The organism is Candidatus Eremiobacterota bacterium (assembly GCA_031082125.1).
GTDB lineage: Bacteria > Vulcanimicrobiota > CADAWZ01 > CADAWZ01 > Ess09-12 > Ess09-12.
In genome coordinates this window covers 1-18039 of the sequence record JAVHLM010000045.1, presented here as the reverse complement: position 1 = coordinate 18039, position 18039 = coordinate 1, and the positions used below count along the sequence as shown (strand labels likewise).

Genomic DNA, 18039 nt, shown 5'->3' with positions numbered 1-18039 from the left:
CCTCCATCTGGGCATCAGCCACCTTGTGATCAACATGTTCTGCCTCACCATTGTGGGCATCCCTCTGGAGCAGTTTTATGGAAGAGCGCGCTATCTCTCCCTTTTTGTCTTTTCAGGGCTTGCGGGAAGGCTGGGGACCCGTCCGGGGAGGCTGTTCGGAAACCCTGAATACTGTCGCCTTATGAGCTCTGCTCCTGCAGGGCCTGACCTCGCTCACTGAAAATACATAGTATCCGGGGTAGTATCTCTGATTCTCCACGCCGATGTGCTCCCCTACGGAGCTGAGCCTCCCAGTGATATCGACCTCGGCCCCTTTTTTCACCCATTGAGCTCCCTTCGCGCTTTCAATGCCGCTTAATCTCATCCCGTTATTGAGGACCCGGTACTCATTCCAGAATGTGGAGTCTGTCATCACCTGGCATTGTCCGCCGATGGTCCCATGGATCGTGATAAGCTTGCCTGCATCGGAAGCAGTGACAACCCCGGCAATCGTCGCGCCTGGAGCCTGCGCGGCTGCGGGAATGGTGCTCTTCTGGAAGCAGATGAAAAGCAGGAGAACTGCCCAGAAAAAGGCAGATGCCCGGTGCCCGTTGTTCTTCATCGTATCCCCTCCTTTCTTTTCATGGCTCAAGAGGCTCCATAAGGCCAGCGATGGCTTTATGGAACAATTTTCTTGTAAAAAACATACTTGGCTACCTTTGCAGTGACTATGTAAAGCGCAAGGATGACCACCAGCCCCGCATAAAAGTGAAGGGGAAGGGGCTGGAACTGAAAAAGCGCACCCAGGGGGGTGAAGGGAAGCAGAAGGGTGGCCAGCACTGTGAAAATTGTGCCCGCCAGCAGCAACGGGCCCGGCAGGAGAAGCTCCCGCCGGGCCTTTGAATCCCTGCGCGCCGCCGCTCTCTGGAGGGAGTATCCCCAGGACCTGCTGGTCATTCATGGCGATAATCTTGAGGTGCTCCGTGACCATATCAATGACAATTCGCTGAAGTGGTGACAGACTCCTATATTCACAGAAAGCCCCCAGGTTCTTCAGCCTCCGGGGGGTACCCCGCCACGCTGAAGAGCCCTGCTGCCCTCCCGCGGATTCTGGTCACAGGAGAGAGGATCTGTGACTGGAGCCGTGGAAGCATTTCCTGGAAAACCTCACCCTGTCTCTTAAGGGAGGATTATGACCGGCCAGAAGAAATGTCCGCCTCACTCCCGCTGGACAACCATCATAGTTGAAATGACTCGTTTTTTCAGCGCAGCGTTGATCTCAGCGGCCCTGTCAGTCTCAGTTCTTGCTCTTCTTATCAGCCCGGCCGGTGCGGTGGATTTCGGGCCCCCATGGGTCACCGTGATCGAGAAAGGGCAGGTCCTTGTCTTTGACAGGCTTGAGGATGCCCGCCTTAAGAACAGGGAGTCATTTCCTTTTCTCGGCAGCCTCAGGGAATGGGAGGAGGAAATAGTGCCGGATTTAGTTTATAAGAAAGGGAGCCGGGATTTCCAGGTGCCGGCTCCCCGGCATTACGGCGATAAAGCCGTTCGCGCCTTTCCCTTCAAATACTTCACCCCTTCCGGCGGCAGGCTCGTGTTTCTCAGCTTCGGCCTCCTCCCCACGGAGGGAAAGGCAGGGGTGGGTGACGATGATTTCAATGGAGTCTTCGCAGTTCTTGATCCCTCTCAAGGCTCGATTCGTACTGAAATTCCCGGCGTGTACAAAGTCCATGGAGCAGGCCGCGGCACCCTGGTCATGGAGCCTCAGCTTGCCGTTGCCGGCAGATATGCCTTCTTCGGGCGCAGTTCCCGCCTCGTCGCTTTCGATCTTGACAGCGGAAAGGAGCTGTGGGAATCAGCGGGTTCCCTCGGGTGGCAGCCTGCTCTCCGGGGCGCCTGGCTTCGAGGGAATGCCCTCTATGTGAAATCCAGGGGCGGCCTGGCAAGGTATGAGCCCGAGGCGGGAAGCCTTATCTGGGAAACCCGGAAGGTGAAAAACTGGATTTCAAACCTGGAGCTCGGGCCCGAACAGAGGCTCTACGTGGTGAGCTATGACGCCCCCTGAAAAAGGGGCATTCACCTCTCCCCCATTCTGGGAGTCTGCTTTCCCGGACATAGAATGCCCTGTGCCAGATTTTTTTTATATCCTCCGTGACTTTTTCATGGGTGGGGAGTCTAAGGGAGAAAAAGGAGGATGGAGTTATGAAAAAAATGATGGTTTTCGTGGTAATCGCCCTGGGAGTGCTGATGACAGGGCAGCTCTTTGCCGATGATACGGCAAGGGGAGCGGTAAACTTCAACGGGAACGGAGTTCTCTCGACAGGAGGAAGCGGCGGTGCAGTGATAAACGGCTCCGGTACGGTAACCACCGGGGGCAGCGGACTGCTTTTTGTCCCCCAGGGCCAGGCCACCCAGGTTTCAGGCTACGGCAGGAAGACGAACATGACGATAGGAAACCAGCGCGGAACCCTCTACATGGGCAATGGCATCGTCACCACTTCGGGAACAAGTACGAAATCATGGGCCGTCGGAAGAGGCTGTTTCAGGGGCCAGGGCACAGGCTCAGCAACAATAAGAGGCCAGGGAAGATACAGGGTGAGGTGATCATCGTGGGCGGCGGCCCGGCAGCCGTGTCGGCAGCTCTCTATGCCGCGGCAGTCGGGTGCCGTCGTGGGAGGAGGTAATTCGGCCTTTACCGCTGTGAGGGATCTTGCAGACTTTGCCTCAGGGATTCACCTCTCCCGGTGAAAAATCTGGACAGTTGATATAGACGAGTCTTGTCCATGCTTTTGCAGAGCTGAAGGATATGGCACAGGGTGTTCAGAACTCTTACAATGAGTAATTCTCTGATTATGTCAGTATGAGGAGAGAAGCCCATGCATATCACTTTCAACGTGAACAATATCCAGACGCCCGCCGAGGCGGAAGCCATGAGGCGCTCCCAGAGCCTGATGAAGGAGATCCACAACCGCGCCCGGACCCTGATGGAAAATGACAACGCGCCGGGCTTCGACGCGAACCCCGCCGACGGCTTCGTAGAGTTCAAAGATCCCGACAATGGTATCGGGAAGATGCTCTTTGATCCGGCAACGAGGGACCTCAAGGAGATGGAGACCTGTGATGAAGGCACCCTGGTGAGGTTCAAAAAGACCGGGGAAGCCTCCGGAGCGGAAGAGCTGTTCTACGAGATGGCCCAGATCGACGAAAACTCCGATCCCGACGCCACCCTCACCGAGAAGGTGCAGCTCAACAAAGGCACGGGCACCCTTACCTATATCAGCAATTTCTGATCCCTCCCCTGCCGCCTCCTCCCCGGAGCGCTCCTCAAAACAATGGTGCCTGGAGAAGGTATTGCCCGAGACCCCAAGAATACTGCGTATATGATCCAAAAAGCAGGCAGTTTCCTGAAGCAGGCGCTCTCCGTCAGCGAGGCTCACAGCGGCTCGATGCCCCAGCAGGCCCGCTTCACCTACAAGATCCGCGATGCCAGTGGAGAGGTGAAGGAAGGGCAGATAATGGCAGGGAGCCTCAATGAAGCCGTGAGAATGCTTGAAAAAAAGTCCCGCTTCATCCTGCTGCTTGAGAAGATTCCCCAGAGGCAGGATTTTCTGCCGTCACGCCTCAGGATCAAGGACCTCATCACCTTTTTCAAGGCTCTCTCGATGATGGCGAAGAGCGGCCTCAATGTCCGGAACACCCTCTCAATCATGGAAGCCCAGGCGGAAAGCTCCTCCCTTGCCATGATCTTTCACGCCATCAAAAAGGCAATTGAGGAGGGGAAGTCCTTTTCCGAAGCCCTGGGCCTCTTTCCCGCCGTTTTCACAAACTTCCACAGGAGCATCGTGCGAGCCTCGGAAAAGGGAGGCTTTTTCAGCGAGGGGCTCTGGTACCTCGCCGACGTGCTGGAAAAGGAGTACATTCTCGGCAAAAAGGTAAGGGCAGCCCTTAATTACCCCTTCATTGTCTTCTGTGTCGGCATGCTCATATGCGGCGCCGTGTTCTACTGGATACTCCCCATGCTCACCACGCTGGTGAAGGACATGTCGGTAAAGCTCCCCTTTTACTCCCAGATAATAATAACTTTGGGGGAGTGCATGAGAAAGTGGTACATCTTTATCCCCTCGGCAGTCATCGCGGTGCTCACGGTGGTCTATCTTTTCATCTATCTTTCCGGGACCCTGGGGGGAAAGCTCCTCTGGGACAGGCTCATCCTGGAAATCCCCGTGATGGGCGAGATCAAGAGGAAAGCGGTCCTCACCCACGCCGCCATCATGCTTTCATGCCTCACCAAATCAGGAGAGCACATTGTAAAAGCCCTCGAGATGGCCGGCGACACCTGCGAAAACCTTGTGATCGGGAGAGCCTTTCTGAGCATTGCCGACTCTGTGATGGAGGGGGACACCCTGGGAGACAGCATGGGGATGTTCCCCGCCATTTTCCCGCGGACCATGGTGGCCATGGTGACAGTGGGGGAGGAGAGCGGCGAGCTCCCCGAGGTGCTGAGCAAGACCGCCGTCATCTTTGAGCTTGAGCTGGACAGCCTTCTCGCGGCCTTCACGAAGCTGGTGGAGCCCATGGCCATAGTGGTTCTGGGCATCGTGATCTCGATCCTGCTTCTCTCGATGTTCGTGCCTATCTATGCGGCAATGAATGCGTTTTAATGTCAGAACCCGGGTGAGGCTCCCAGGGGAAGGGTAAATCTGAAGGTGGTCCCCTTGCCGGGGGTGCTCTCCAGATCAATGGATGATCCATGCCCCTCAAGGAATTTCTTTACGATATAGAGGCCGAGGCCCGTGCCTTTCTGTCCCTTCTGCCCGGCGGCAAATTTTTCAAAGACCCGCCCCTTGATCTCGGGGCTCATGCCGCGGCCGGTGTCGGAGACTTTCAACCCCACTCTCTCTCCCTGGGTGGCGGCCTCTATTTCGATGCGCCCTCCCTCGAGGGTATGGTGCAGTGCATTGATGATGAGATTGTGGAACACCCTGGTTATCCTTGTACTGTCGATATGGACCATGGTCCCGTTGTCGCACTTCCAGGTGATGGTGATCTTCTTGAGGCTGGCAAGGCCCTCAAAGGTCTCGGAGAGCTCCCTGAAAAGCATGGAAAGAGGAATATCCTCGAAGGAGTATATGACGCTGTCAGACTCTATCTGGTCGGCTTCCACTACATTGTTGATGATATTGAGCATGAAGTGCCCGATGTCCTTCACGATGGCAACGTTTCTCGACACGTCGGGCACGTCCTTGGCGATCTTTCCGATAAGGTAGGTATAGGCAAGTATGGAGGCGAGGGGGCTCTTCAGGTCATGGGAGAGAATGGAAAGAAATTCATTGCGCGTGCCTGCCAGCCTCTCGTCTGCAAGTTTCTGGGCCGTGATGTCCATGATGCAGATGATCACCCTGGCAAGGGATCCCTCGTAGCCGGGAACGGCGGACCAGCGGAGGTAGATGTAAAGCTTCTCGCCGTCGATATTCTGGTTTACTGACTCTTTTTCAAATTCCGTCCTGCCTTCGGCGATGGCGACAAGCTCCTCCTTGACCTCATCGAATGATTCAAGGCAGAAGAAGGTGTTCAGGTTCTTCTGGAACTCCCTCTTGCTTCTTGCCCGGTAAAGCTCGAGGGTCTTCAGGTTCACGTCCATTATCCTGACAAGCGAGGCGAGCTCGAGCACCATCTCGGGATGGGTGTCGAAGTATGTCCTGAAATCATTCACTCCGGTCCTGCGGATCGCTTCCATGACCGCCTTGACCTGGGAGAAGTCCTCTTCCCAGAGGGAGATGGGAGCGTTGTCAAAAAGGTTCCTGTATTTGTGCTCGCTCTCATTGTGGCCGCTTATCCCTTTCAGGGCTGAAAGGCGGCTGTTCTGATGGCTTCGCGCGTGGTATTCCGGCCTCCGCATGACACCTGGTCTTTTCATGCTCCCGCCCCTCTCTATTGAGTGAGGGATGTGATGGCATTTGAGGTGTACGTGGTTTAAAACCCCCCAGGTAGACCCTCCCTAGATTATAATAACATAAAAGAGGGGCTTTATCATCCTGCAGGATGGGTACCGGTAATGTTCCGATATGAGTATGGAGAATACTCCTTTCGACCGAGTACTGCCGGCCCTGCCCCCCCCCTTTACTTATTCTGAAAAATCTGTGATAATTTTATCAAAGGGACCATGATGCTTCATGGTATTTTCTTGCATGGGGGCAGAGTATGAGGCACACAGCGAAGCAGCGGGGCATTGCCCTCGCCACCATGCTGATGATCATCCTTGTGGTGATAGTGCTTGCCGTCACCGTCGTAGGCATCACCACGAGCCAGATGCGCTATTCCCTGAAGAGGAACAGCGAGATAGTCACCAGGCAGGCGGCACTCTCGGGCATGCAGGAGGCCAGATACCTGGTGAACAGCTGGTATGACTGGAACACCCTGGACTCGCTGAATATGGCCCCCCTTCCTGCCGGAGCCCTTATCCTCCACGAAGCAACACCCGCCGAGCAGTACCTCGAGTATGAGGCTCCCCTGGCGGGGACAGGCGCTTTTTTTACCGTGAGGATAGAGAAAATAAGCGATACTGAGTGCAGGGTGGCTTCAAGCGGCTACTTCAAGGACCCCGCGCTCCATCATCAATGGGAGAAGGATATTTCTGCGTCATTCAGGCGTGACCGTCTCGATCCCTTCTACATCTGCGGCGACGGCAGCAATGGTGGCTTCCTTGGGATAGTGGACACCGACGTGGGCGGCGATATCTCCTCCAATATCAAGGGAGACTACTATATCGTCAAGGGAAAGAAGACGGGGGATCTGGAAACGGGGAAGTCCTTCAACGTGTACAGGCCCGAATCATGCAAATGGGAGCCGGGCCTTCCCAACTGGATTTACAAGCTCTTCGGGGGAAAGAAGGTAAACTGCCAGCCGGAGAAGACAAAGATGTCCGAGCTTGCTTTTGAGCACTACGACGAAAGCGACGAGAGCATCAAGGAAATTCCGAATGTGAGCGGCAAGAATGTGTCGCCCCAGACCATACCGCTCACCCCGGGAAAATGGTTCACCGGGGAGGCGGAGCTTTCCAACTATACCTTCCTTATTAAAAATTCGGGGTCCGGGGGCACGCCTACCTACATATTTTTAACGGGAGGCCTCCAGAAATGGATTTCCACTCCGAGTTTGTCAGAGCTCACCGAAGATAACGGCGATCCCTTCTGGGAGGCGATTGTCGGAAACCTGGAGACCAACCTGGTGGCTCTGCTGGGTGACTTCAAGTTCAATGCGGCGCTGACCAACTGCAAGGTGGAGCTTGAGGATCCCTCGAAGCCCTCACCGGTCATCATAGGCGGCAAGGACCCCGATGACTTTTCCGTCAGCCTGGTGAACTCCTCAGTCAACGCGACCATCATGGCGAGAAAGGTCTTTGCCCATGACAGCGAGATACGCTCGTCAGGAGTGCCTGTCTACACCGGTGCCCGCATCCTCTCATGGCAGGAGCAGTAAAGCCTCTCTTGAAAGGCCGGCTGAAGGTATCCGCACTGTCCCCGCAGAACCATTGCAGTAACCAGGCACAAGGAACGGGCTGCGGAATTATGAATTCCCCGAAAAGCAGGACAGGCGGTCATTCTCCCGGTGGGAGCGAAGGCTTCTCCCTGCTGGAGATAGTGATCGCCATGGGCATCCTTCTCCTTGTGCTCTTTTCCCTCGGCGTCGTTATTCCTTATTCAAGGGCGAAGATGGTGAACACGGCCCACCAGGACCTTGCCGCCTCCTGGGCGGAAGAGAAGGCCGATGAGCTCCGTGCCCTTCCCTGGGACACGGTCCAGGCCACTTATCTCAACAAGGATGTCTATGACAATTACTCCGATAAATTCAGCGCAGGGAACGACGGCACCACCGCAGGCGGTTTTCATGAGATTGAGTTTCACCGCTGCGTGATGGCGGAGACAGACAAGGACATATATGGTAATGATATTCCCGACCTGATGAAAGTCTCGATCCTCATCTTCTGGGATGAATCGGGGCGCCCCACGACCGACCAGACGGGGACCCGGCTCTATAGGGATTACAAGCTCAGCACCAAGGTCTACAGGGGGCAGTAGCCATGAGGAAGCCCACTGGAGCAGAGAAAGCCTTTACCCTTGCAGAGATCCTCGTGAGCATGTGCTGCTTTTCGCTTATCCTTGTGGCTTTCACGGTGTTTTTCTTCTCCTCTATAAAAAACTTCAACGCCCTCAATGCCCAGCGGGATGTCCAGAGCAATGCCGTGATGGGCCTGGACCGCTTTGCGAGGGACTTCAAAGAGGCTTCCAAGACTGAAAGCGACATTCATCTCTCAGCTCCCTCTGACACGACAAAGAATTATATCTATTTCCCTTCACCGAGGGACATGCAGGGAGATTACACAAGCCATGGGGAGGGAACCCCATGGAGCTCGTGGATCCTCTACTATCTCACCCTCGATCCCCAGGCGCAGCCCTCGGGAACGGGGCCTTACGTGCTCGTGAGGAGCCGGCTTGCAAGCGAACCCTCATCGGTGCCGGCCATAAGCTCAAAACAGATCAGGGGCCGGGCCGTGGCAAAGAATGTTGCCTCCTTTCAGGTCACTGCTGATCTCACCCTCTCGCCTCCCCACTACTCTTATTCAATGACCACCTGCAGGGCATGGGGCTCGGCCACCTATGACTTCAAGGTAAGCAAGAATTTCTTCGTGAATGACCTGCATAATTTTTGATGGGGACAGGCTCTTCCCGGGAAAAAGAAAGAAGCGCCCCATCGCCGCGATGGAGCGCTCCATGGAATTTTTTTTTCCGGTCTTAGTACCCCGTGGCGAACTGGAAGTGCATGGGGTCGTTCTCCAGCTGGTGGAAGCCGTACTTCTCGAAGACCTGGGCAAGCTCGCGCTGGCCCGCAGTCTGGCGGGAGCTCCCCATGGGATTGGCGCCGGCGTTGATATCGAAGCCGATCCCCCACGAGTGGATTGAGAGCGATGAGCCACCCCTCTTGTTCCGGTAATTATAGCAGCCGTCAAAGGAGTCTATGTTGTCTGAAAGGCCCTTGGCCTTGATCTCCTCGAAAGCGGCCTTCATGCGGTCAGCGACTTTTTCGTGGCATGTGACGTTGATCATCTTCCCGTCAGGGCCGGCAGGCATCTTGGTGGTCACCTGGTTTTTGCCGGGAGCGCCGAACTCCTCCTTGATCCCTTTGAGGCCGTTGGGACGGTCCTTGGCTCCCTCTTCCTTGAGCTTCTCCGAGGCCTCCTGCTGGGCCTGCTTCACCGCCTCCTTGTCCTGCTGGGCAGTCTGCTTGGCCTGCTGGAGCTGAGACTGGTCCTGCTGGAGCTGAGACTTGGCCTTGGCTTCCTCCTGCTTGGCCTGTGCCTCTTCCTGTTTTGCGGCATTCAGCTCCTGCTGCGCTGACTTCAGCTCATTCTGGGCAGCTTCCACTGCGCCGTTGTCAGGAGCCTGCGGGGAAGCCGTTGCTCCGGTTTCCTGAGACTGCTGCGCTTTCTGCTGCTGGGCCTGCTGCACCTTGTCCTGGGCGCTCTGCACTTTTCCCTGGGCTGACTGGACCTTCTGGCCTGCCTGCTGGACTTTCTGCGAGGCCTGCTGCACCTGGTTCTGATCCTCTTTCACCTTGCTCTCGAGGTCCTGGACCTTCTGCCCTGAAGCATCGGCCTTCTGTTTCGCCTGCTGGACCTTGGGATCGTCGCTCATGAAGTTTTCATCGCCCTGGGGGTCCTTGACGTTGTTCTGCGGAGCGTGGGACCCCGAAGAGCTCGGTGAGGAATGATTGTTCTGCGGTGAATACTGGGGCGCATGGCTGCTTGACGGGGCGCTGCTCTGCGAGGGATAAGGATTGGCCATCATGGGCTGCTGGCCCATCGCCTGCTGGGGGACCATGCCGAGGGGTGAGTTGAACCCGTTCTGGAAAGGATTACCCTGGCCCTGCTGCGCTCCCATTCCGTTCTGCTGCATCATCTGCATCATTGTCATGAGCATCATCATCATCATCTGCATCATCTGCTGCATCTGCTGCTGCTGGGGATTCATGGAGGCCATCATTCCGCCGAAGCCGGGGACCATGCCCATGCCGCCGTTGAGGCCCATGGGAGCCATCTGCTGCGCGTAGGCAGGCATGAAGCCGGCGGTGGCCTGATCTGTGAGGTCCTGGGAGAACATGGCCATATCATTTCCGTAGGGAGAGAACTGCTGCGCCATCACCCCTTCCATTCCCAGGCTTCCAAGCCCCACGGCCCTCTGGGGGCCGGACATGAACTGCGTAAAATCGACGGCCATCGAATCAGTCATTCTTAATTGTGCAAGCGGGTCCATATCATGTACCTCCTGGTTGAATGCAACAAAAACACATACTACCCTGTTATCAATATACCGACATGGAGAGAAGTTGTAAAGGGGGACCTGCTCATTATTTTCGAAATGGAAACAAAAGGACTTCCGGCAGGTGAGACCCAGTCTTCATCCCCCGGCGTCCCCTGAAAAGTGATCCCTTCTTTTGTGATTTTTCCATAGAGGAAATGTCGGTAAAAGTTACTGAAGATTTGTAGAGAAGGAGAAGGCGCGTAAAGTAAAGAATATGTTTCGTAATACAAGTCATTTCTATTGGGCTTCGCACTCCTCCTCATACCCTGCACGCGCTCCTCAATAAAGAAGTCCTGTAGAAAATCTGCTGATTTCCCGAAGAGAGTGCGTGTGAGATGAAAAGAGCCATAAGTCTTGTTTTTCTGATGTTTTTTTTATGCGCGGCTTCTGCGCATGCCCAGTCTTTCTACCCCGGTTCAGGAGTGAATGAGGTTCCCTGCCCGGAGCCTGTGCCCGCACATACCTACCAGATATTCTCAAGTTATACCTGGAGTGAATATACAGGCTCTCAGAATTCGCAGAGCAACGGGGGCGTCAGTGTGGGAGGGAATTATGGTATCTGCGACAGGTTCGCGCTCGGCATTGAGCTGCCGTACTCCTTTGTCGCCGACGGCAGCAGCGGCGCCCGGGGGCTCAATGATATCCATTTCGGCTTTAAATATTATATCATGCCGATTGGGAGCGCGAAGCTGGGAACCGCATGCGGCGTAAGACCCGCGACGGCAATCAATAACGGTATATTGAGCAATGGCACGACAGATTATTCCGCAGAGCTGATACTGGGGACAGATGTCAATAAATTCAACTTCCGCGCCTATTACGGCCAGAATTTCTGGGGAGATATCCCCGATATTCCGAGGGCTTCCTCGCCGTTTTACGGTTTCGCCGTGAAATATACGCCTACGGACGACTTTGTCATCGGCACTGAAATATATGGCACGCAAAGCCCGAACCCAGGCTATTCTTCCTCCACTGCCACTGCGGATCTCTGGACAAGAACATTTTTCGGAGCCTCGTGGAGCCTTGACCTGGGAATGAGCTTCGGCCTGAATTCACAGACGCCGGTAAGGCAGTACATGGTGGGGCTTACCTTTTACAGCAGCGATCCCGCGGAAAAGGATAAAACGGCAAAGAGGCGGCCCAAGCCCGGCCACCAGCCATAAATTCGAATAGCCACAATGAAGTGAGGGAGCGGTCTTTTTCAGCATCTCCCCGCAGTAATAAACGAGAGGAGCATTTTGAGCGATGAAAAGCGCGGAAGAGAAATTATACGAGAGCCTGAGTCCTTTTGAGCTGAAAAACAAGCTGATTGATCTTGCAGAGGACCATACGGAGCGGTTGATGCTGAATGCCGGAAGGGGGAACCCGAACTGGGTGGCGACGACGCCGAGAGAAGCTTTTTTCCAGCTGGGGCTCTTTGCCGTCGAAGAGACGAAGAGAGCTTTCGACCTGCCCGGCCTCGGGGGGTCGCCTGAGGGCAAGGGCGCCGCGCTGAGGTTTGAAGAGTTCCTGAAGAGAAACCCGGCTGCCCCGGGAATCTCTTTCCTCGGGCAGGCCTATGAGTATGCCTGCAGAGAGATCAAGCTCAACGCCGACGATTTTATAGGAGAGATGGTGGACGCCATCATGGGCGATCACTATCCCACGCCTGACAGGATGCTCAGGAACACCACCGGGATTGTGAGAAAATATCTTGATCAGGAGCTGTTCAACGGGAATCCTCCCCCGGGGAAGTTCGAGCTTTTTGCCGTTGAGGGAGGCACCGCCGCGATGGCCTATATATTCAACTCCCTCGTGGAAAACAGGCTCCTTCACAGAGGGGACAGGATCGCCATCGGGACACCGATCTTCACACCCTATATTGAGATTCCCCGGCTCAATGATTATGACTTCGTCGAGCTTGAAGTAAAACAGGATGAAAATCTCACCTGGCAGTTCCCCGATGAGGAAATTGAAAAACTTGAAGATCCTTCCGTAAAGGCTTTCTTCCTGATCAATCCCTCGAACCCGGCTTCGGTGAGAGTCTCTGAAAGCACGCTGCAAAAAATAGCCGGCCTGGTTACCACGAAGCGTAAGGATCTCATCATCCTTACCGATGATGTCTATGCGACCTTTGTGAACGGCTTCAGGTCCCTGGCATCCGCGGCTCCTCATAATACCATCCTGGTCTATTCCTATTCGAAATACTTCGGTGCAACGGGCTGGAGGCTCGGGGTGATCGCTCTCCATGAAGAGAATGTCCTGGACAGGAAAATCGCATTGCTGCCGGAGGAGGACAGGAAGGCGCTCCATGCCCGTTACGAGCATGTGGAGCTTGATCCTGACGCCATGAAGATGATAGAGAGAATGGTTGCCGACAGCCGCTCCGTTGCGCTTCACCATACCGCGGGCCTCTCCACGCCGCAGCAGGTGATGATGGCCCTTTTTTCGCTTTTCTGCCTTGTTGACGGGAAGGGTGAATACAAAAAAGCCACACAGGGCATCGTGAAGAAAAGGTTCAGGACGCTCTATGACGCGGTAGGCATTGCAGTCCCCGATAATGAATATATGGCCCGCTATTATGCCACTATCGATGTTCCGGCCATTGCAAAAGCAAGGTATGGCGATGAATTTGCCCGCTTCCTCGTGGAGAGAAATGAGCCGATAGATTTCGTGGTGAGGCTTGCGGAGGAAAAATCCATTGTCCTTATGGACGGAGGCGGTTTTGATGCTCCCCGCATGTCGGTGCGCGTGTCGCTTGCGAACCTTCCTGATGAAGCCTATGAAAAAATAGGCAGGGGCATCAGTGACCTGCTTGCCGATTACCACAGGCGCTGGGAATCAGATCGGCATTGACGCTGCCACGAGAACTCCATGGAAAAAGGGGTGATTACGCTGAATCCGGTGATTGAATTCTTTCGGTCCTATCCCCAGGTCGCCATTTTTCTCGCCCTTGCCCTGGGCTATTCCATGGGGAAGCTCAAGTTTCGAGGCTTTGCACTCGGCTCTACGACGAGCGTGCTGCTGGTGGCCATAATCATGGGACAGATGGATATCGAAGTGCCGGGTCTGGTCAAAACCATAAGCTTTGGCCTGTTCACTTTCGGCATAGGCTACAAGGTGGGGCCACAGTTCTTCGGAGCGCTCAGAAAAGGGGGGCTCAATTACCTCTGGATGGCCCTGATTGTAGCGGCAGGAGGGCTCACGACCGCCATTGTGCTGTCAAAGATCCTGGGCTTCGACCCGGGAACCGCCGCGGGTATTCTCTCCGGCGCTATGACCACTTCGGCATGCCTTGGGACCTCCGAGGGCGCAATAAGCCATCTCGCGCTCCCGGAGGCACAGAAAGCTGTTTATTCGAGCCATGTTGCCATTGCTTACGCCATCACTTATATCTTTGGGACGGGCGGTACAATCCTTTTCCTGAAGCTCTACCCCCGCCTGGTAGGCTTGAATGTGAAAAGCGAAGCGAAGAAGCTGGAGCAGCAGCTTGCAGGAGGCAGCGGGGGAGACGAGGAAGGCCCCGGCTTTTTTAACTGGGCAAAGCAGATAAGCCTGCGCGCCTACCTGGTGCAGAACGAGGGAGCATGCGGCAGGAAAGTGAGGGAGCTGGAGGCTCTCTTCCCGCCGATGATGGCTGTTGAGAAGATCAGGAACGGAAATGATATCATCGCCCCCGCGCCGGATACTGTTGTTGAGAAAGGAAACCTTATAGCCGTTGCAGGGACCCCGCCTGAATTCGTCAAGCTTTCCGGCATAATCGGCCCCGAAGTCTTTGACGGGAAAATGATGGAAATTGAAGGGGAAGTGATGGAAGTCTGTGTCCTCAATCGCGATGTAGCCGGGAAGACACTGGGTGAGGTCGGTACATTGAAAGAGGCCCATGGCGTTTTCCTGAAGAAAATTACCCGGCAGGGTCACAGGCTCCCCATTGCTCCCGGCACGGAAGTCCAGAAATGCGACATTCTCGAGCTCGCCGGCAAAAAGGAAGATGTCGAGAGGGCTGCCGGATTCCTTGGTTACCCTGAACGTCCTGCCGCGGCGACCGATCTTATCATGGTGGGCCTGGGCTGCGCGCTTGGGACCCTCATAGGGCTTCTCTCAATAAAGCTGGGAGGGATAGCGATCACTCTCGGCATAGGAGGAGGCGTCCTTGTCGCCGGGCTGATTTGCGGGTGGCTGAGGTCTCTTCATCCTACTTTCGGGCAGATACCTGCGGGGGGGTTGTGGCTCATGACAGACCTGGGCCTCAACCTTTTCATTGCCTGTACCGGTCTTTCAGCAGGCTCCAGCGCCTTCGAGGCCCTTAAATCCACCGGCCTCTCCGTGTTCCTGGCCGGGGCCGCGGTCTCAATTCTGCCTGCTTTCGCCGCCCTGCTTTTCGGGCAGTTCGTTCTGAAGATGAATCCTGTACTGCTCCTGGGCTCATGCTGCGGGGCAAGGGACATCACGGCGGCTCTTCTCAGCATCCAGGATGATGCGGAAAGCTCGACGCCCGCCCTTGGGTTCGCTGCCCCCTATGCATTCGCGAATGTCTTCATCACCGTATGCGGCTCCCTGATAATCAACATAATGGCAAGGCTGTAAGGAATCGAGTGGCTTAAGAGCCGCATCCCATTTGCAGCCGCTCCGCTCTGCGCAATGTTGAAACGCCGGGAAAAAAGATGCGGTTTCAGCATTGCAAAAGGAGAGAAGGCTCCCCGTTTTGAATTCATGGAAAGAGAGCTTCCCCCGGATCTCTCAGGTGACTGAAAGGAGCCATGCCCATGCTGAAACTCAACAGAACGCTGATCCTGCTGCTCCTGGCGCTGTGGTTATGCCAGACTTCAGCCATTGCAGGAGACCGGCTTATTTTCACGGTGGTGCTGATCAGGCATGGCGACAGGACCCCTGTCAATGACATCCCCGCGGATCCATGCCCATGGAAGCTCGGCCTGGGAGAGCTCACTCCTCTGGGCATCCACCAGGAGTATCTGCTGGGGAAAGAGCTCCGGGCCCGGTATGTCGATGAGCTCAAGCTCCTGCCCCCCCGCTATGAGCCCAACATGATCCATGCCCTTTCAACGGATCTGAACCGGACTATCATGAGCGCCCAGTCGTTCCTTTGCGGGCTCTATCCCCCCGGTACGGGGCCCCTTCTCGATGACGGGAGCCCGGCCCTCCCCGGCGCTTACCAGCCCGTTCCCGTGAGAACCCTGCCTTCTGACCAGAACACCCTTCTCTTGGGCTACGAGAAAAACAAGGAAAAGGTGAAGCAGATGATGGAATCCCTGGTCTATCCCACCGATGAGTGGAAAAAGATGACCGCCACATGCGCTCACAAGTTCCCACGGTGGAGCGCCCTTTTCGGCGCGCCTGTCACCAGCCTGGAGGATCTCATCAAGCCCGGCGATAACCTTTATATAAGGCTTCTGAAGGGAGTATCCATTCCCCGGGAGCTCACCCAAAGTGATGCCCGTGAGATAGTGAGGCTCTATCAGTGGGCCATGGCCGAGGCATTCAGGCCCGGGGAGATTTGCCGCCTCGTCACGGGGGAGTTTTTCCGGACGCTGACCGCCCATATGGAGAAGGCCGCCGAAGGCACGCAGGGCGCCAGGCTTGTCCTTTACTCCGCCCACGACACCACAATTATGCCCGTGATGAGCGCCCTGGGGACCCCTCTTGACTCTCAGGCGCCTTATGCGTCACATATATGCTTCGAGCTTTACCGCCGCCCTGACGGCCACTATGTCAAAGTGCGCTTCAACGGGAAAGATCTCGTGGTGCGGGGGACAGGCGGAAAGACTCCCTGCACTCTCCGGCAGTTCAGGGATGCCATGCGGGAGGATTCCTGAGCGCCTGTTCCCTTATTCATATCTCTCATCATCAGCATTCAGAGCAGTTGTCTGACTGTTTTGCTCTTTTCCTCCATATCCGGAACAGCGCGGGGACCCATTTGTACCCGCCGCAGCGGAGCTGCTTGAAGACCACCAGCACCGCCAGCACCAGATATATGTAAGAGAAGATGTGCCGTGACTCAGTAGTGTTGAGGAGAAGCTGGGCGATGAAGAGCGAAAAGAGCGATCCTGCCTCGAAAAGGCTTATTCTCCTGTCCATCAGGATGGAGACGGCAAAGAGCGACTGGGCGGAAGTGAGAAAGACCTCCTCAACCTGCCTCGCGTCGAGCATAAGGGGGTGAATCCTGGCGGAGGAGATGCAGAAGACGACAGGCAGCAGGCCTACGAGAAGGGTCCACTGGTTGACCTTGGACGAGACAAGGGTCCCGATGCTCGCGCTGGGGCTGCCCTTCAGCGCGAATATGGCCGCCACGATGAACTCAGGGGATTCCGAGGCAAGAGGGGCGAGCCACTGCACGAGCAGGAACTCCTCTATGCCATATGTCTTGCCTATATGGATGAGGCCCTCGGCAAAAGGCTCCGCTGACACGTAAATCGCCAGGGCGGAATAGAGAAAAATCAAAGCCGTGATGACTCTCCTCCACAGCTTGGGCGCCATTGCTATCGTGGCAGGGGGGCCTTCCAGCTCGGGCTCCTGCACTTTCTCCTTCATGGCAAGGTAGAGATAGACAAGGAAGAATGAAAAGAGCACCGCCCCGTCAATGATCGATATGGAGCGCTTCCAGGGTATCAAAAAAGAATACACGGTGGCCATGAGAAGGACTACAAGGGCCGAGAGGTAGGGGCTCTCAAGGCGCACGCACTTCTTCCCCGACTTCCACCAGAAAAGGATCACCACGAGGGCCCAGGCCACGCCGATAATGAGCCTGTTGGAGCCTGTCATGTTCGCCACGGCATAATGGGCATAGACAGGATCCTTGCCCGCTTTCCAGGCGAAGACCATGTCCACGGCATATTCAGGCAGCACGGCGATCAGCGCGAGGACTGCAATCGCCATAGAGGGGGGGATGTCAAGCTGGGCCACCTCTGCGGCCCATGAAAGCAGAAAGGCGGCGGCAAAGATAGAGAAACCGGAGAGGAGCGTCGCGGAGACAGGGTCGAGATGAATACCGGCGATACGCATCACTATCCAGGGAAGGGGCACAAGGGGGAGCAGAATGAGGGCAAGCCATCTTTTCATAGTATGAGTATCCTTTTCTCCATAAGGGTATTTTTCCGGGAATGTGGTGCCGGGAAGGGCTCAGTGCAGAAGGGGCCTGAGCCGGCATTCAGGCCCCCGATGCGGTGATATCAGGAGGGCCGCGCAACAGGAGGGAACATGACAGGGCTTCCATGAGAGCTGAAGAAAAGTACCGGCCCAAAGAGAATGAGAGGGAACACAATATTGAATGCTGGCAAGGTGCCGCCATGAGGGCGCCTTGCTGTCCAGCAGGGCGCCCGGAGGCGAGTTTTCGGGCGATATTGTCAAAGTGCTCACCGGTAAGGCACAGTGAGGAGAGCGGCCTGGTGCGTCTTGCCCACAGCGCCTCTGCGCCCGAGGGGAGATGGCTGTCCGCAGAGCAGAGCGGTACAGAGCCTTCCGCCTGGAGCCCCAGGTAAAGGACTCCCAGCAGCGTGACCAGGAATAAGAATTGCATCTGCCTGTTCCGCATGGTCTTCCCCGGATTATTCAAATGGCTCGGAGCATTGAAAGGGCCGGGCTCTGAACCCTGAGCCCGCCCTCTGCCTTACCGATTATAGCACAGATCTTTCAAATTGCCTATCATGAGAAACGAGAGCCCTGCATAACTCGCAATGAAAATGCCTGTGGGAGATTGTGGACACAA

Annotated in this window: 16 protein-coding genes; 12 read left to right on the top strand and 4 right to left on the bottom strand. The window is 55.7% G+C overall.

Features of this window, described 5'->3' with window-relative positions:
* Positions 1-112 precede the first annotated feature (112 nt).
* On the bottom strand, positions 113-601 hold the full coding sequence (locus tag RDV48_29290; protein ID MDQ7826929.1) for a hypothetical protein: 489 nt from the start codon (positions 599-601) through the stop codon (positions 113-115).
* Positions 602-820: 219 nt separating this feature from the next.
* On the opposite strand from RDV48_29290, the gene RDV48_29285 reads away from it, so the two are divergent.
* The 5 genes from RDV48_29285 to RDV48_29265 all read left to right on the top strand — a co-directional run bounded on the left by RDV48_29285 (position 821) and on the right by RDV48_29265 (position 4640).
* Entirely contained in the window at positions 821-997 is a 177-nt protein-coding gene (locus tag RDV48_29285; GenBank protein ID MDQ7826928.1) for a hypothetical protein, read from the top strand.
* Positions 998-1171: 174 nt separating this feature from the next.
* A complete protein-coding gene (locus tag RDV48_29280; GenBank protein MDQ7826927.1) occupies positions 1172-2044 on the top strand; it encodes a PQQ-binding-like beta-propeller repeat protein in 873 nt (290 codons plus the stop codon).
* A 137-nt stretch (positions 2045-2181) separates the two neighbouring features.
* Positions 2182-2583, top strand: coding sequence for a hypothetical protein (locus RDV48_29275; protein MDQ7826926.1), 402 nt, complete (start codon positions 2182-2184; stop codon positions 2581-2583).
* A 272-nt stretch (positions 2584-2855) separates the two neighbouring features.
* Positions 2856-3269 carry a hypothetical protein gene (locus RDV48_29270; protein MDQ7826925.1) on the top strand — a complete coding sequence of 138 codons (414 nt, stop codon included), beginning with the start codon at positions 2856-2858 and terminating at the stop codon, positions 3267-3269.
* Positions 3270-3359: 90 nt separating this feature from the next.
* Positions 3360-4640 (top strand): type II secretion system F family protein, encoded by a 1281-nt coding sequence (locus RDV48_29265; protein ID MDQ7826924.1) that lies wholly within the window; start codon positions 3360-3362, stop codon positions 4638-4640.
* 2 nt (positions 4641-4642) lie between these two features.
* On the opposite strand, the gene RDV48_29260 is transcribed toward RDV48_29265, so the two are convergent.
* Entirely contained in the window at positions 4643-5896 is a 1254-nt protein-coding gene (locus tag RDV48_29260) for a PAS domain-containing sensor histidine kinase (GenBank protein MDQ7826923.1), read from the bottom strand.
* Between the two features lie 284 nt (positions 5897-6180).
* Between RDV48_29260 and RDV48_29255 the strand changes: the two genes are divergently transcribed.
* From RDV48_29255 to RDV48_29245, 3 genes are all read left to right on the top strand, one after another.
* Positions 6181-7458: a hypothetical protein gene (locus tag RDV48_29255; protein ID MDQ7826922.1), complete on the top strand. Its 1278-nt coding sequence runs from the start codon at positions 6181-6183 to the stop codon at positions 7456-7458.
* An 89-nt stretch (positions 7459-7547) separates the two neighbouring features.
* Entirely contained in the window at positions 7548-8057 is a 510-nt protein-coding gene (locus RDV48_29250; GenBank protein MDQ7826921.1) for a hypothetical protein, read from the top strand.
* A 2-nt stretch (positions 8058-8059) separates the two neighbouring features.
* The gene (locus RDV48_29245) at positions 8060-8689 is read left to right on the top strand and encodes a hypothetical protein (GenBank protein MDQ7826920.1); all 630 of its coding nucleotides are present in this window, start codon (positions 8060-8062) and stop codon (positions 8687-8689) included.
* 82 nt (positions 8690-8771) lie between these two features.
* Here RDV48_29245 and RDV48_29240 read toward each other — a convergent pair whose 3' ends face one another.
* The gene (locus RDV48_29240) at positions 8772-10289 is read right to left on the bottom strand and encodes a M15 family metallopeptidase (GenBank protein MDQ7826919.1); all 1518 of its coding nucleotides are present in this window, start codon (positions 10287-10289) and stop codon (positions 8772-8774) included.
* A 587-nt stretch (positions 10290-10876) separates the two neighbouring features.
* Here RDV48_29240 and RDV48_29235 point away from each other — a divergent pair.
* From RDV48_29235 to RDV48_29220, 4 genes are all read left to right on the top strand, one after another.
* Positions 10877-11500 carry a hypothetical protein gene (locus RDV48_29235; protein ID MDQ7826918.1) on the top strand — a complete coding sequence of 208 codons (624 nt, stop codon included), beginning with the start codon at positions 10877-10879 and terminating at the stop codon, positions 11498-11500.
* Between the two features lie 82 nt (positions 11501-11582).
* Positions 11583-13172, top strand: a complete 1590-nt coding sequence (locus RDV48_29230; GenBank protein MDQ7826917.1) for a bifunctional aspartate transaminase/aspartate 4-decarboxylase — start codon at positions 11583-11585, stop codon at positions 13170-13172.
* A gap of 30 nt (positions 13173-13202) precedes the next feature.
* Positions 13203-14903: an aspartate-alanine antiporter gene (aspT, locus tag RDV48_29225; protein ID MDQ7826916.1), complete on the top strand. Its 1701-nt coding sequence runs from the start codon at positions 13203-13205 to the stop codon at positions 14901-14903.
* A 179-nt stretch (positions 14904-15082) separates the two neighbouring features.
* The gene (locus RDV48_29220) at positions 15083-16150 is read left to right on the top strand and encodes a histidine phosphatase family protein (protein ID MDQ7826915.1); all 1068 of its coding nucleotides are present in this window, start codon (positions 15083-15085) and stop codon (positions 16148-16150) included.
* Between the two features lie 31 nt (positions 16151-16181).
* On the opposite strand, the gene RDV48_29215 is transcribed toward RDV48_29220, so the two are convergent.
* Positions 16182-17393 carry a sodium:calcium antiporter gene (locus tag RDV48_29215; GenBank protein MDQ7826914.1) on the bottom strand — a complete coding sequence of 404 codons (1212 nt, stop codon included), beginning with the start codon at positions 17391-17393 and terminating at the stop codon, positions 16182-16184.
* Between the last annotated feature and the right edge of the window lie 646 nt (positions 17394-18039).

What these genes read in the sequence shown, in the direction of transcription:
- RDV48_29290 (MDQ7826929.1), bottom strand. Translation starts at nt 601, where the DNA reads ATGAAGAACAACGGGCACCGGGCATCTGCCTTTTTCTGGGCAGTTCTC.
- RDV48_29280 (MDQ7826927.1), top strand. Translation starts at nt 1,172, where the DNA reads ATGACCGGCCAGAAGAAATGTCCGCCTCACTCCCGCTGGACAACCATC.
- RDV48_29275 (MDQ7826926.1), top strand. Translation starts at nt 2,182, where the DNA reads ATGAAAAAAATGATGGTTTTCGTGGTAATCGCCCTGGGAGTGCTGATG.
- RDV48_29270 (MDQ7826925.1), top strand. Translation starts at nt 2,856, where the DNA reads ATGCATATCACTTTCAACGTGAACAATATCCAGACGCCCGCCGAGGCG.
- RDV48_29265 (MDQ7826924.1), top strand. Translation starts at nt 3,360, where the DNA reads ATGATCCAAAAAGCAGGCAGTTTCCTGAAGCAGGCGCTCTCCGTCAGC.
- RDV48_29260 (MDQ7826923.1), bottom strand. Translation starts at nt 5,896, where the DNA reads ATGAAAAGACCAGGTGTCATGCGGAGGCCGGAATACCACGCGCGAAGC.
- RDV48_29255 (MDQ7826922.1), top strand. Translation starts at nt 6,181, where the DNA reads ATGAGGCACACAGCGAAGCAGCGGGGCATTGCCCTCGCCACCATGCTG.
- RDV48_29250 (MDQ7826921.1), top strand. Translation starts at nt 7,548, where the DNA reads ATGAATTCCCCGAAAAGCAGGACAGGCGGTCATTCTCCCGGTGGGAGC.
- RDV48_29245 (MDQ7826920.1), top strand. Translation starts at nt 8,060, where the DNA reads ATGAGGAAGCCCACTGGAGCAGAGAAAGCCTTTACCCTTGCAGAGATC.
- RDV48_29240 (MDQ7826919.1), bottom strand. Translation starts at nt 10,289, where the DNA reads ATGGACCCGCTTGCACAATTAAGAATGACTGATTCGATGGCCGTCGAT.
- RDV48_29230 (MDQ7826917.1), top strand. Translation starts at nt 11,583, where the DNA reads ATGAAAAGCGCGGAAGAGAAATTATACGAGAGCCTGAGTCCTTTTGAG.
- RDV48_29220 (MDQ7826915.1), top strand. Translation starts at nt 15,083, where the DNA reads ATGCTGAAACTCAACAGAACGCTGATCCTGCTGCTCCTGGCGCTGTGG.
- RDV48_29215 (MDQ7826914.1), bottom strand. Translation starts at nt 17,393, where the DNA reads ATGAAAAGATGGCTTGCCCTCATTCTGCTCCCCCTTGTGCCCCTTCCC.